At 59.3% G+C, this 14,173-nt stretch carries 9 protein-coding genes and 2 rRNA genes; 6 read left to right on the plus strand and 5 right to left on the minus strand.

The window, feature by feature from the left end:
• Positions 1-1,373, minus strand: a 1,373-nt coding sequence (locus ACYCCG_RS25465) for a retention module-containing protein (RefSeq protein ID WP_459672218.1), incomplete at its 3' end; no start/stop codon positions are given.
• 991 nt (positions 1,374-2,364) lie between these two features.
• Between ACYCCG_RS25465 and ACYCCG_RS25470 the strand changes: the two genes are divergently transcribed.
• Positions 2,365-4,521: a type I secretion system permease/ATPase gene (locus tag ACYCCG_RS25470; protein ID WP_459672220.1), complete on the plus strand. Its 2,157-nt coding sequence runs from the start codon at positions 2,365-2,367 to the stop codon at positions 4,519-4,521.
• 7 nt (positions 4,522-4,528) lie between these two features.
• The gene (locus ACYCCG_RS25475; RefSeq protein WP_176685780.1) at positions 4,529-5,887 is read left to right on the plus strand and encodes an HlyD family type I secretion periplasmic adaptor subunit; all 1,359 of its coding nucleotides are present in this window, start codon (positions 4,529-4,531) and stop codon (positions 5,885-5,887) included.
• A gap of 156 nt (positions 5,888-6,043) precedes the next feature.
• Here ACYCCG_RS25475 and lapD read toward each other — a convergent pair whose 3' ends face one another.
• Entirely contained in the window at positions 6,044-7,990 is a 1,947-nt protein-coding gene (gene lapD / locus ACYCCG_RS25480; RefSeq protein WP_209968848.1) for a cyclic di-GMP receptor LapD, read from the minus strand.
• Positions 7,991-8,000: 10 nt separating this feature from the next.
• Positions 8,001-8,762 (minus strand): cysteine protease LapG, encoded by a 762-nt coding sequence (lapG, locus tag ACYCCG_RS25485; RefSeq protein ID WP_176685776.1) that lies wholly within the window; start codon positions 8,760-8,762, stop codon positions 8,001-8,003.
• 203 nt (positions 8,763-8,965) lie between these two features.
• Here lapG and ACYCCG_RS25490 point away from each other — a divergent pair, with 203 nt between their 5' ends.
• The 4 genes from ACYCCG_RS25490 to ACYCCG_RS25505 all read left to right on the plus strand — a co-directional run bounded on the left by ACYCCG_RS25490 (position 8,966) and on the right by ACYCCG_RS25505 (position 13,806).
• Entirely contained in the window at positions 8,966-9,655 is a 690-nt protein-coding gene (locus ACYCCG_RS25490) for a GntR family transcriptional regulator (RefSeq protein ID WP_176685777.1), read from the plus strand.
• Between the two features lie 106 nt (positions 9,656-9,761).
• On the plus strand, positions 9,762-10,265 hold the full coding sequence (locus tag ACYCCG_RS25495) for a sigma-70 family RNA polymerase sigma factor (RefSeq protein WP_176685778.1): 504 nt from the start codon (positions 9,762-9,764) through the stop codon (positions 10,263-10,265).
• A 4-nt stretch (positions 10,266-10,269) separates the two neighbouring features.
• Entirely contained in the window at positions 10,270-11,226 is a 957-nt protein-coding gene (locus ACYCCG_RS25500; protein ID WP_209969943.1) for a FecR family protein, read from the plus strand.
• A 165-nt stretch (positions 11,227-11,391) separates the two neighbouring features.
• On the plus strand, positions 11,392-13,806 hold the full coding sequence (locus tag ACYCCG_RS25505; RefSeq protein WP_281067764.1) for a TonB-dependent siderophore receptor: 2,415 nt from the start codon (positions 11,392-11,394) through the stop codon (positions 13,804-13,806).
• A gap of 66 nt (positions 13,807-13,872) precedes the next feature.
• On the opposite strand, the gene rrf (ACYCCG_RS25510) is transcribed toward ACYCCG_RS25505, so the two are convergent.
• Both rrf (ACYCCG_RS25510) and rrf (ACYCCG_RS25515) read right to left on the minus strand, forming a co-directional pair.
• Positions 13,873-13,988, minus strand: a 5S ribosomal RNA gene (rrf, locus tag ACYCCG_RS25510).
• Positions 13,989-14,097: 109 nt separating this feature from the next.
• Positions 14,098-14,173: ribosomal RNA gene (gene rrf / locus ACYCCG_RS25515) — 5S ribosomal RNA — on the minus strand; the annotation flags it as partial.

Genomic DNA, 14,173 nt, shown 5'->3' on the forward strand with positions numbered 1-14,173 from the left:
CCGCCCGTGGCGTTCTCGATCGTGACACTGACAGTCGAACCGTTGTTGTAGACGTCATTGGCCGGGGTCTGGAAATCAACGCTGCCCTGGGTTTTGCCCGCTTCAACGGTAATGGTCTGGCCGTTGGACAGGGTCACGGTTACCGGAGTCTGGGCAGGGTTGCTCAGGGTCACGGTATAGGTGATCACGCCGCCTTCGGTGACCGATGGGCTCGCCGTCAGAGTCGCAGTGGTGGTATCGACCGAGTCGTTGATCGTGGTCTGAGCAGGGGTCGGATTCGGGGTCAGTTGCTCGAAGTTGCCGCCCGTGGCGTTCTCGATCGTGACACTGACAGTCGAACCGTTGTTGTAGACGTCATTGGCCGGGGTCTGGAAGTCGACGCTGCCTTGGGTCTTGCCCGCTTCAACGGTGATGACCTGGCCGTTGGACAGGGTCACGGTCACCGGAGTCTGGGCAGGGTTGCTCAGGGTCACGGTGTAGGTGATCACGCCGCCTTCGGTCACGCTTGGCGAAGCAGTCAGGGTTGCGGTGGTATTGTCGAGGGTATCGGTCACTTGGGTAACCGCTGGCGTTTGCGGCAATGTCACCGCCAGCCCGCCACCACCGGCACTACCTGTCACGGTCGCCGAAATCTGCCCCCCGTCGATGTAGGGGGTATCGTTTGCCGGAACTACGACGTTGACGCTACCACTGGTCTGTCCGGCCGGAATGACGATCACGGCACCGTTGGACAGAGTAATTACCAGGTTGGTGGTCGGTGCCTGACCAACGGTGGCGGTATAAACGATTACGCCACCCGCTTCACTGATAGAAGGGGTTGCGCCAAGAATCAGATCAGTAGCGACGTTGGTATCCGTCGTCGGTGTGGTCACCAGGTTGTTGCCGTTCGTGTCCAGCAGGCCCACTTCTTCGTTATCGAGTACGCCCGCAAAGCCCAGCCCATCCGTCGGGAAACCAACCGTCGGGTCAACTCGGCCAGCCGTTTCTTCGAGCATCACGAAGCTGTGGCCACCGCCCAGCGCACCACCGCCCGCTGCTGACGGGCCAGCGGCGGTAGCTTCAAGTTCAGTAGTCGGGTCAACACCAGCAGCAATAGCCTGCTGCAGCTCTTCCACCGAAGGCGCGGCCTGGGCTGCCGCCTGGCTCAGGTCAGTACTGCTGTCAGGCGCATCGGCGCTCCATTGGCTGTCACGGCCCAGATCGAGCATACGGCCATCAGCCAGCTCCAGCGTCACTGCGCCACCAGGACCGGTGAGCACTTCTTCACCGGTCAATAGACGGTCACCTTCGATAAGTACACGCCGGATGCCCTCTGGGGATACCGCAATAACCTGGCCGACAATGCTTTTGACGATGGCTACAACGCTGCTCATTGGACTCTCCGTGTGACCCGATGGGTACTTCCCTGCCAGAGCGGCGCTTGGTAGCCACTTCAGGCGGAACTATGTCGATGATCTCTTGACGTTTTTGACGTCAACATTCCGTCTATAACTTTTTGGAATTGCTTGACTGCCAAACTATTGACCTTATACATGCCATCCTAAACAATCGGCAATGTAATGTCACATTGATATTTGTACCTTAGCCAAGCGTTCCCCAAGGACAAATGTCTTACGTCATCTAAAACGTGTTAAGCCGTAAGCCCCAGCAGTTTTTCATACACCTCAGTAGCCATAAATCATGCGGCGCGGTTGTCTTACCTCGGCAATGTCAGCGTTACTGGCGTCAATATCCAGATCACTGTCAATGGCCCGGACACTGACTGCCGAATAAGCACAAACCTTGCCGGAATGCGACCCGCAGAGGCCGATAACCGGCCAGAGCCGAGAGCGTGTGCTCGCTGAGGCACACCAGGCTTTCAACTCTGCACGAGCTACGAGCAGCGATTTGTCGCAAATCAAAGACATGACGTACGAGTGCGCAAATACTTGCATCCCGCTCATGGGAAAGCGCTCGCGAATGTTGAATGCTAGAAGGCAATGGATCTGCTTTCTATAGATGAATTTTGACTAACAAGCTACAGGCATGCGCCAATAAACCAGCGCCTGTTTAATGACAATGACTAAGCTGGAGCCCAAGGCCCTTGCATCCCTTGGTTGGGTGGCAAGCTATGCTGCAACAAGCGGATGATGGCTGGACCAAAAATGAAACAATCATTGCTCCACTACGTCTGGTGAAAATGAAGCACGTAGAATTGTTTACTCAACACCGATTCAAGGCGAACATTGGCAGCTGCTCAAGCACCAGGGCGTGATAGCCCATATCAGCACAGCTTTACAGCACCAAAGAGAGCCAGGGTAAGCCGGTCTGACCTTAACGACGGCACACCCACCCCACCCACCACAAGGATGAAGAGAGCGCCGCGTGGAATCCGAAGTCAGTCGAGTCCAACTCAGCAACGATCCACGCAGTCAGCATGACGATCCGCTGCTGGATAGTCTGTTGAGCCTGTGTGTCCTGCACCAAAAGCCCGCCAGCCGGGTCATGCTGACAACAGGCCTACCGCTACCCGCCCAGCGCCTGAACCCGGAACTGCTGCCCCGCGCCGCGGCCCGGGCCGGCCTGCAGGGGCGCGTGCTTCAGCGAAAGCTGGAGCAGATCCCGAGTATCGCCATGCCGGCCATGCTGTTGCTGAAGGAGGGCCGCAGCGCCGTGCTGCTCGGCTGGGAGAACGACGACACCGCGCGCCTGCTACTCAGCGAGAGCGACGGTGGCGAGGTACACGTCAGCCGCGAAGCACTGCTAAGCGACTACAGCGGCCGAGTGTTCTTCGCGCAGCCGCAGCACAAGTTCGATGTAAACCATGGCAACCTCATCCCACGTGCGAAGTCGTGGTTCCGCGACACCCTGCTGCGCAGCAAGTGGTTGTATATCGACGCCATCGCCGCCAGCCTGGTGATCAACCTGATCGCCTTGGCCGCGCCGCTGTTCGTGATGAATGTGTATGACCGGGTGGTGCCAAACCAGGCCACCTCGACGCTCTGGGTACTGGCCATCGGTATCGCCGGCGCGTACATCTTCGACCTGATCCTCAAAGGCCTGCGTGGCCTGTGCCTGGACCTGGCCGGCAAGAAGACCGACCTGATCATCTCGGCAACGCTGTTTGAACGTATCGTCGGCATGTCGATGAAGTACCGACCGGCACGGGTCGGCAGCTTTGCCCAGAACATTCACGAGTTCCAGGGCCTGCGCGACTTCCTCGCCTCGCTGACCCTGACCAGCCTGATCGACCTGCCCTTTACCATCCTGATTTTGGTCGTCATCGCCATCATTGGCGGACACCTGGTGTGGATACCGGTCATCGCCTTCCCGCTGGCTCTGGGCATCGGCTACGCCCTGCAGCGGCCACTGATGGCGACCATGGAGCGGACCATGGCTCTGGCGTCAGAGCGCCAGTCCAGCCTGATCGAAACCCTGGCGGGTCTGGATGCGGTGAAGGTCAACAACGCCGAAAGCGAACGCCAGTACATGTGGGAGCAAACTCTCGGCACCCTGAGCCGGCTGGAACTGCGGGTGAAAGTGCTGTCGAGCCTGGCGATGAACATCACCCTGCTGATTCAGCAACTGGCAGGCGTGGCAATGATCTGCGTCGGCGTGTACCTGATCATCGACGGCAACCTGAGCATGGGCGGCCTGGTGGCTTGCTACATGCTCAGCGGCCGCGCCCTCGGCCCATTGGGCCAGCTCAACGGCCTGCTCGCCCGCTACCAGCAAGCCAAGGTGACCATGGTTTCCACCGACCACATGATGGATCTGCCGCAAGAGCGCAACTTCGAAGAACGCCCGCTGAGCCGCAAGGTGCTACAGGGCAGCGTCGAGTTCCGCGGAGTCGACTTCACTTATCCGAACCAGCAGAACCTGGCCCTGAAGAATATCAACCTGACCATCCGCCCCGGCGAGAAGGTCGGCATCATCGGCCGCAGCGGCTCGGGAAAGAGCTCGCTGGCCAAGCTCATCGTCGGCCTCTACGAGGCCGATGGTGGCTCGCTGTTGGTGGACGGAGTAGACATTCGCCAGATCGATGTCAGCGAACTGCGTCACAACATCGGCTACGTCCCACAGGACATCCAGCTGCTCGCCGGCACCTTACGTGACAACCTGGTCAGCGGCGCCCGCTACATCGAGGACGAACTGATCCTGCAGGCCGCTGAACTGGCGGGCGTACATGAATTTGCCCGACTGCACCCCGACGGCTACGAGCTGCAGGTGGGTGAACGCGGGCAGAACCTGTCCGGCGGCCAGCGGCAGAACGTCGCCTTGGGCCGTGCGCTGCTGCTCAACCCGCAGATCCTGCTGCTGGACGAGCCGACCAGCGCCATGGACAACACCGGTGAAGAACGCCTCAAGCAGCGCCTGCACGCGGTGGTGGAGGGCAAGACAGTACTGCTGGTCACGCACCGTGCCTCTTTGCTGTCGTTGGTAGACAGGCTGATCGTGATCGATCGCGGGCAGATTGTCGCCGACGGCCCGAAAGCCGCGGTCATGGATGCACTGAAGAAGGGGCAGATCAGTGTTGCATAAGCTGGATATGGGGCAGTTCAAGGACGGCCTGCGGCGCTATTTCAAAGGCAGCGACTCGCTTGGCGGCCAGCCGCTGCCAGAGGTAAACAAAGCCCTGATCGAAGATGCGCCGCGGGTGGTTCGGCTGACCATCTGGGGCGTGATCCTGTTCTTCGTGTTCTTGATCGTATGGGCCAGCGTTGCGCAAATCGACGAAGTTACGCGGGGTGAAGGCAAGGCCATTCCGTCTTCCAAGGTGCAGAAGATCCAGAACCTGGAGGGCGGCATCGTCGCCGAAATCTTCGCCAAGGAGGGGCAGATCGTCGAAGTGGGCCAGCCATTGCTGCGCCTGGATGAAACCCGCTTCGCCTCCAACGTAGGTGAAACCGAGGCCGACCGCCTGGCCATGGCCCTGCGGGTCGAACGTTTGAGTGCCGAGGTCCAGGACATCCCGTTGGTAATCGACGAAAAGCTGCGTAAAGCCGCGCCAAACCAGGCGGCCAATGAAGAGTCGCTGTACCAGAGCCGGCGCCAGCAACTGCAAGACGAAATTGGCGGCCTGCAAGAGCAGTTGGTCCAACGCCAGCAGGAACTGCGCGAATACAGCTCCAAGCGCACCCAGTATGCCAACAGCCTTGCGCTGCTGCGCAAGGAAATCAGTATGTCCGAACCGCTGGTGGCAACCGGCGCGATTTCCCAGGTTGAAGTGCTGCGCCTGCGCCGCGCCGAAGTGGAAAACCGCGGTCAGCTGGATTCCACTGCGCTGGCGATCCCGCGCGCAGAGGCGGCCATCCGCGAGGTGCAAAGCAAGATCGAAGAGACTCGCGGCAAGTTCCGAAGTGAAGCACTGACCCAGCTTAACGAGGCACGCACCGAACTGAACAAGGCTACCGCCACCAGCAAGGCGCTGGACGACCGGGTGCACCGCACACTGGTCACTTCGCCCGTGCGGGGTATCGTCAAGCAACTGCTGGTGAACACCATTGGCGGGGTAATCCAGCCAGGTAGCGATATCATCGAAGTCGTGCCACTGGACGACACGCTGGTCATCGAGGCGAAGATCCTGCCCAAAGACATCGCCTTCCTGCACCCTGGCCAGGAAGCGACGGTCAAGTTCACCGCGTATGACTACACCATCTACGGTGGGCTCAAGGCCAAGCTGGAGCAGATTGGCGCCGACACCATTACCGATGAAGACAAGAAGACTACGTATTACCTGATCAAGCTGCGCACTGATCGCAGCCACCTGGGGACTGACGAGAAGCCACTGCTGATCATTCCGGGAATGGTGGCGACGGTAGATATCATGACAGGCAAGAAGACCATCATGAGCTACCTGCTCAAGCCGATCATGAAGGCACGCTCGGAAGCCCTGCGCGAGCGGTGATAGCCGGCCTGCTGGTTTCGCCATTGCTGCAGGAGCGGCCTTGTGTCACGACGGGGCTGCACAAGTGGCCCCGTGCATCGCTACGTGAACCCCGGGGCCGCTCCGCGGCCCTTTTCCGGCTCTAGATCGCTTCTAAGGCGGGGCGCAAAAAGCCGTTCAGCGCCAGGGCGCAGGCTCACCTACCAGTTGCCCCTGAATCCCGCCTACTCCCATCTCCTGCAACACCAACCGCTCCCCTTCCGTCTCGACTCGCTCGGCAATCAGCGGCAGGTCGATGCTGTGCGCCGCTCGCTGGATCGCTTCGATGAACAGCCGCTTGTGCTGCTCATGATCGATGTTGCGGATGTAACTGCCGTCAATCTTCAGGTACGCCAAGCCCAGGTGCGCAAGGTTGCCAATCATGCTGAAGCGCCCACCAAAGCGTTGCAACGCCAACCCGAAGCCAAGCCCATGCAGCCGCCGGGTAAGTTGCTCCAATGCTACCTGCTCAGGCAACTGCTCCTCGCCAATTTCAAAAACCAGTCGCGGGCCGAGCGCGGCGTTCTGGCCCAGCAGCTCGAAAACGCGCTGAAGGGCCTTGGGGTCAGCCAGGGTGGCGGCGGACAGATTCAACGCCAGTACCTGGTCATGCCCTCGCAGGTGCGCCAACACTTTCTCCAGCACCAGCACATCAAGCCGCGGCATCCAGCCGAAGCGCTCCAGCCAAGGCAGGAAGCGGCCCGCCGGCAAAGCCTCGCCCTGGCCATCCCGCAAACGCGAAATAACTTTGTGGTGCAGTACCCGTTGCATGGAAGCGCAATCCATCACGGGCTGGAAGAACAGCTCGAAATGCCCATTGATGAACGCCTGATCGAGCCGCTCGTGCCAGTCATGCTGGCTGTCAGCAGCAACCGCGGCAACACCTTGCTCAAGGCATACCCAACCCGGCGTTGGCTGGTTCTCTGCGCGGGCCAGAGCCTCGTCGGCGAGCTTCAGCAACGCCTGCGGTGAATCACCAGGGCTGAATGGCGCCAAGCCTATGCATGCCACCGGGTCGATATCACTGGCACCCGTTTCGTGCAGGCTCTGCAACGTTGCCTCCAGAGCCTGGGCAAGCTGAACTGCCTCCTCATGCACCATGCCCGGCGCCAGCACTGCAAACTCGCCGCCGCGGCTGCGGGAAATAAGGTCGTTGGTTTCCGGGTAGCTGGCACAAGTACGGCGCAGCTGTTCACCTACCGCTTGCAACAACTGGTCAGTACGCTGGCCGCCAAGGCGGGCGTTAAGGCCGGCCAGGCCTTGAACCCGCAACAAAAGCAGGTAGCCGGCGCGCGCGTCTTCCAGGTTGCTTACCCGAGTATTCAGCTGCATTTCGAAATAGCGGCGGTTCGACAGCCCGGTCAGGCTGTCCTGATAGGACTCCGCCCGCAGCCGCTCACTGCGCTCGGCCTGCTCGGTGAACAGGGCTTTGAGCTTCTCGACCATCTGGTTCATCGCTTGCACCACGCGGCGTAGCTCCGGCGTGCGTGGCAACTCTGGGAGGCTGAGGAACTCGCGGCGGGCAATGGCATGGGATTGCTCGACCATGTAGTCCAGCGGCTTCAACTGACGGCGCAATAACAAGGCACCGAGCACGGCACTGGCCGCACCGCACAACAGCAACCAACCGAGGCTGCCCAAGGCACTTTGCCAAAGCTTGGCAATGGCGAACATCGGGTGGCTGATCACTTCAACGCGCGCGGCCTGTTGCCAGCCACGGCTGACGATTGCATCGCCGCCGGCAGCCTCGAGGCCGATCAGGCGCACGAACCAAAGCGGGACACCGCCAGGGTCTGGCTCGGCGTGACGCTCCACCAGCACGGCATTGGAGCCCAGGTCGACAACCTTGATGCTTGCATAGTAACCACTGTCGAAGATCGAGCTGACCATCAACTCGACCATCGCTGGGTCGTCGATATTCGGCGTCAGCGAAAGCGCCAGCGCAGTGGCCGCATCCTGGGCGTGCGAGCGCAGCTGGTTGACGTACTGGCTGCGCGAGCTTTCCAGGCTGACCATGAAACTGCCACTGAAGGCGACCACCAGGAACAGGCAAATGGCCAACAGCAATTGTTTGAACAGTGACATCTGTGCTCCTTCAGTAAACCGGCTCGGCCGGGAACCCTTCGGCCTGCATTTTCTTCAACAAATCCTGCCAGCGTGACAGCCGCTTGGTATCACCAACCTTCTTGTTCCCTGCCGCGCCTGTCAGCCACAACCCTTCACCATTGAAGGCGTACACCGGCAGCAGGTCGATACGCTGGCTTGCCGGCTTGATGGCATCCATCAGACTGTCCAGCACCAAAGGCTGGGCCTGTGGGCTTGAATAATAGGTCAGGACCATGTGTGCCCGGTTCTGCCGCAGCGCCTTGACGTAGGTGATGCGCAGTTTTTCGCTGGGGATTCCCATGCGCCGAAGGCTGAAATATTTGGCGATAGCGTAATCCTCGCAGTCCCCTGCACCTTTGATCAGTGCCTGCACAGGTGTGGCCCAGTAGTCGACCTCATGCCACAGATCGATATCCTCGACATAACGCAATTGCTGGTTGAAGAAGCGGTTGACCACTTGCAACCGTTCAAGCTCGGTACCCTGCTTCTGCGTGGCCATCAGGTTCTGCCAGGCATCAATGCGGCCCTTCCCGACGCCCAGTGGGCCGTACAGGGCCTGCGACTTGCGGCTGATCTGGGAGAAATCCCAATCCGCATGCAAGCCGCCCAGCAGAAGACTGCCCAGCAGCGCGGCAAAGCCGACATATCGCACAACGGTTTTGAGCAACCAGGATATCGCCACTGCGAAGCCCTGTTCAGACCAGTCGAAAGCAGCGATGTTGGGGCTTGCCACAGCAAAAGACAATGGCACCCTGCAATCACGCACCCGGCTGTCAGCCCGCCTATACTTTCTGCTTACATCTTTCTATAGGTCGCTTCCTTTGATGTGCGACTTACTCCACCATAGCCGCGCTTTTGGGGCGCCCGTACCAGTGTGGGTGCAGGTTTGACACCCTCACAAGCTATTACTAGCGTTATTGGATCCAATACAGTCATCGTTGAGGCAGGCGTCGCGTGGCCAAGAAAATCAAATTGAGCAATGTGCTGGCCAGCGAGCAATTGTTGCCGCACCAGGCCCGTGGCGTGATCGAAGAACGCCTGCGCAGCGCCATTCTCGATGGTCGCTTGCCACCTGGTACTGCAATTCGCCAACAAGAGCTCGCCACCTTGTACGGCGTCAGTCGCATGCCCGTGCGCGAAGCTCTGCGCCAGCTCGAAGCGCAATCCCTGCTGAAAGTGGAGATGCACAAGGGTGCCGTAGTTGCACCGCTGATCGGCGAGGATGCAGTGGACACCTATGCCCTTCGCGTACTGCTCGAGAGCGAGGCGTTGCGCCAGTCTATCCCGCTGCTTGATGCCAGCGACATTGCCAGCGCCCGCGGGTATATCGAGCAACTGGAGAGCGAGACCAGCCACGCCGAAATTGGCCGCCTCAACCGCCTGTTCCACATGGCGCTGTACAGCAAGGCGCCGAACAAGAAACTACTGCGCCTTATCGAGAACGAACTGAACGAGGAAGAACGCTTCCTGCGTTTCCATCTTTCGTCCATGGGCCTGGGCAAGCTGACTCAGGACGATCACAACGCACTGGTAGATGCGGCCAGCGACAAGCTGGTGGACGAAGCGGTAGCAGTGCTGGAACGGCACCTCAATGGCGGGGCGCGGGTGATCCGCAATTACCTGGATACGCAATTGGGGCGTTAGCCCGTTACCGGCTTTACGCGCGAACTGATGGGTTGCAAATTAATCTTGCTCCGCCAACAATGAGACTAATTATCATTAACGTCCATTGATGCCGGCGCCCTCCTCCATGCCCAGCAACGATTCCGTGCAAACGCTCTACAGTGACCACCACGGCTGGTTGCATACCTGGCTGCGTAGCAAGCTCGGCAACGCAGCCGATGCAGCTGACCTGGCCCAGGATACCTTCGTACGCTTGCTACAGCGTCGTGAACAATTGCAGCTGAATGCACCCAGGGCCTTCCTGCGCACGGTAGCGCGTGGGCTGGTGATCGATCATTGGCGCCGCGAGGAACTGCACAAGGCCTACCTGGAGGCTTTGGCCCATGTGCCGGAAGCACTGGTCCCCTCAGTCGAGACACGCGAGCTGCTGCTGGAATTGCTTGAGCGCATCGCACGCATGCTCGACGGCCTCAAACCCAAGGTACGTCGCGCATTCCTGCTGGCTCAATGCGAGGGGCTGAAGCATCAGACCATCGCCGAACAGATGGGGATCTCCGTGCGCACCGTTGAGCGCTACATCGCCGATGCGCTCTATCACTGCTACGTGCTGCGCTATGAAGACGACTGCTGAATCCATGATCGTCGCACGCCCTGATACAAAAACGGTCAGGCAAGCCATTCAGTGGATGTTGCGGCTGCGTGAAAGCGGACACGATCCGGCTCTGCAACAACAGTGCGCGCAATGGCGCAGCATCCACCACGAAAACGAACAGGCCTGGCAGCGTGTGGTTCACCTTCATCAGGACCTTGACCTGCGCGCTATCCCCGGTGCCGGGCTGGCATTGCAGACACTGGAAACCAGCCAGCAGCGCCTGCGTCGCCGGCAGGCACTGAAGCTGCTTGGCGGCATTGTCATGGCAGGATCGGCGAGCTGGCTGGCCAAAGATCTCGATACTGTCAGTGCCTGGGCCTCAGACTATGCCACCGGCACGGGCGAGCGGCGCGTCTTCACCCTGCCCGATGGCTCACTGATGCAACTCAATACCTGCAGTGCCGTGGACTTGGCCTTCCATGATCAACAGCGTCTGGTTCGCCTGAAGCATGGGGAATTGATGATCAACTGCACCCCCCGGCATCCCCTGCTGCTACAAACCCGCGACGCGCTGCTTGAAGGCTTCGAAGGTCGCTTTGTGGCCTACCAGGATAGTGACTGCACACGTGTCAGCGTCAGCCACGGCAGAGTGGCGATACACCAGCCTGGTAGTGGCCAACTGCAGTGGATCGAAAATGGCCAGAACTGGCGCGTGGATGCTCAAGGTGCGCACCGGCTCGCACACTTGGACATGGATGCGATGGCCTGGACTGAAGGGTTGATCGTCACTCAGGACATGCGCCTCTCCAACTTCCTCGCACAGGTCAGCCGCTATCGCCATGGTTACCTGGGCTGCAGCAATGAGATTGCCGACCTGCGCCTGTCAGGGGTATTCCGGCTCGAAGATCCGGATCAACTGCTTCGGCTGCTGCCGCAGACGCTGCCCGTACGACTTCGTCGACGTACACGCTGGTGGGTGCATGTGGAGAGCATGACCTGATAAGGCGTTATCGATTTTTGGCGGGTTTTGAATCCAGGTCCGGCTAGGACAGTAAGCGACACTTTCTGCCCTCAACACTTTAACGGACCCTTCATGCCTCTTAGCCCGGTGTCAACCCACACTTACATCCCGAATGATTTTCGTCCAGTCCCGCAATCAGCTCACTTGCGCCATGCCATCCGGGCTGTTCTGTTTGGTGCCGCCTTGGGCCTGGCAACTGCTCCGCAACTTTCCGTAGCGGCCGACACAGCCGAAGCGAGCCAACACTATGCAATACCAGCTGGCCAACTGACCGACGTGCTCAACAATATCGCTCGCCAGGCCGGCATCACCCTGTCGAGCACACCTCAGCTGACCGATGGCCTGCACTCCAACGGATTGCAGGGGCAGTACACTACCGATCAGGCGCTGCGCCAGTTGCTAAATGGCAGCGGGCTGGAAGCCGTCAACCAGGCGGGACGTAACTATGTGCTGCAGGCACAACGTCAGAACGCCGCCCTGGCATTGCCAGACACCGACATTCGTAGTTTCTCCCTCGGCAACGCACTGGGCAGCATGGAGGGTTACAACGCCACGCACAGCCAAGTGGCGACCAAGACCAGCATGCCTTTGGTGGAGACATCCCAATCGGTCTCGGTAGTTACTCACCAACAGATGGACGATCAGGGCTCTCAGACCGTAGCCCAAGCCATGCGCTACACGCCTGGAGTACTGACCAACCCCTACGGTGCCACCCATCGCTACGACTATGCAGCCATGCGCGGCTTCAACGACGGCTCGGTGGACAACATCTACGTCGATGGGCTCAAGTCAATGGGCGACAACGGCACCTACAGCACCATGCAGGTCGACCCATACTTCCTTGAGCGCATCGACATTCTCAAAGGACCGTCTTCGGTACTGTACGGGCGAAGCTCGCCAGGTGGCCTGGTAGCCCTGACCACCAAGAAGCCACTCTTTGCCCCTTACCATCAGGTTCAGGCCACGGTAGGTACTCAGGGCCAGCGTGGCGTGGGCTTCGACTTCAGTGGTCCTGTGGATGACGACAAACGCATTGCGTATCGACTGACGGGTTTGGCGGATGCTTCCGACACTCAGTTCGACCATAACAAGGAAGAACGTTACGCAATCGCCCCTGCTATCAGCGTCGACTTCACCGAAGACACCTCACTCACGCTGCAGGCCTATTTGCAGCACGACCCTGACGGTGGATACCACGGCGGCAACCCTGCAGACGGCATGCTGCACAAGCGCAACGGTTTACGCCTGTCAGACCATTTCTTCGAAGGCGAGCCGAGCATCGACAACTACGAGCGCACTCAGCAGTCCTTCAGCTACCAGTTTGAGCACCGCTTCAATGATGTGTTCACCGCGCGGCAGAACTTTCGCTATCAGGATTCCGACGTGTCGATGGACCAGGTGTACGCCGCCGGCTGGGCAGATGTTGACAGCAATATGCTAAACCGCGCCTATACCGGCGGCGACGAGCGTCTGCATTCGTACATCATTGATAACATGCTGCAGGCAGAATTCTTTACCGGGGCCGCCAAGCACACCTTGCTCCTGGGGGCCGACTACCAGCGGCGCAAAGCCGACGTGACATGGCGTTATGGCACCGTCGACCCGCTGGATGCCGGCAATCCGCAGTACGGCAATGGCAACCTTCAGGTACTGGGCGAGAACCGCTACCAGCGGCGCTTGCAACAAACGGGTGTGTACCTGCAGGATCTCGTGGAGCTGGACCAGTGGCGCTTTTCCTTGGGGCTGCGCCAGGACTGGGTGAAGGTGTCCGAAGAGGACCGTGACAGCGACAGCAAGGTCAGTGATCAGCGCTCCAGGTTCACCTCCCGGGCAGGAGTGCTCTACCTGTTCGAGAACGGCATTGCGCCCTACATCAGCTACTCAGAGTCGTTCAACCCGAATACCGTGTCCGACCAGCAAGGCCGGCCGCTGGCACCGACGGAGGGCACTCAGTGGGAAGCTGGCATCAAATATCAGCCACCAGGGAGCGACAACCTGTTCACCGCATCGGTGTTCCGCATCGAGCAGGAGAACTTGGCGTCTAAACAGCCTAACGAAGACTTCTATCGCCCTGTCGGTGAAGTCCGTTCGCAAGGGCTGGAGCTGGAGGCCCATGTGCAGCTGACCGACAGCCTCAAACTGCTGGGTGGCTATACCTTCACCGATATCGAGTATTCGAAGTCGATGCCTAGCCTTGTGTCGGGCAACTTGGACAACAAGGGTAATTCGCCAACTCAGGCACCGAAACAGATGCTCTCGCTGTGGGCCGACTACAACTTCCGCCAAGGGGCACTGGATGGCTTGCGGCTTGGCGGTGGGGTGCGATATGTGGGGTACAGCTGGGTGGATGCGGAAAACAGCATGAAGGTGCCTTCCTACACACTGTTAGACGCCTCGATCGGCTATGACCTAGGCAAGGTCGGCCTGATGGGTGTGGATGTGCGCTTGAACGCCAACAACCTCACCAATGAAAGCTACATTACTTCATGTGCCAGCCTGAACTACTGCTACATGGGTGAAGAGCGCAATGTGAGCGCCACGGTCAGCTATCAGTTCTAACCGATATTGATACCCGTAAAAGACAAAGCCCCTGTCTGCATCGCAGACAGGGGCTTTGGGTTTTAATCTTGACGATGACCTACTCTCACATGGGGAAACCCCACACTACCATCGGCGATGCATCGTTTCACTGCTGAGTTCGGGATGGGATCAGGTGGTTCCAATGCTCTATGGTCGTCAAGAAATTCTGTGTGCTGGCCCGTCCCTAGGACACGCCTGCGAATCTCTGTAGTTCCTACTTAAAGACAAAACCCCTACCTGCATGTGCAGATAGGGGTTTTGCGAAATGAATCTTGACGATGACCTACTCTCACATGGGGAAACCCCACACTACCATCGGCGATGCATCGTTTCACTACTGAGTTCG

This window comes from Pseudomonas sp. VEM90, assembly GCF_054611535.1.

Excerpts from the sequence above, each read along its gene's own strand:
- ACYCCG_RS25475 (WP_176685780.1), top strand. The coding sequence starts at position 4,529 with ATGGGGCAGTTCAAGGACGGCCTGCGGCGCTATTTCAAAGGCAGCGAC.
- lapD (WP_209968848.1), bottom strand. The coding sequence starts at position 7,990 with ATGTCACTGTTCAAACAATTGCTGTTGGCCATTTGCCTGTTCCTGGTG.
- ACYCCG_RS25495 (WP_176685778.1), top strand. The coding sequence starts at position 9,762 with ATGCCCAGCAACGATTCCGTGCAAACGCTCTACAGTGACCACCACGGC.
- ACYCCG_RS25500 (WP_209969943.1), top strand. The coding sequence starts at position 10,270 with ATGATCGTCGCACGCCCTGATACAAAAACGGTCAGGCAAGCCATTCAG.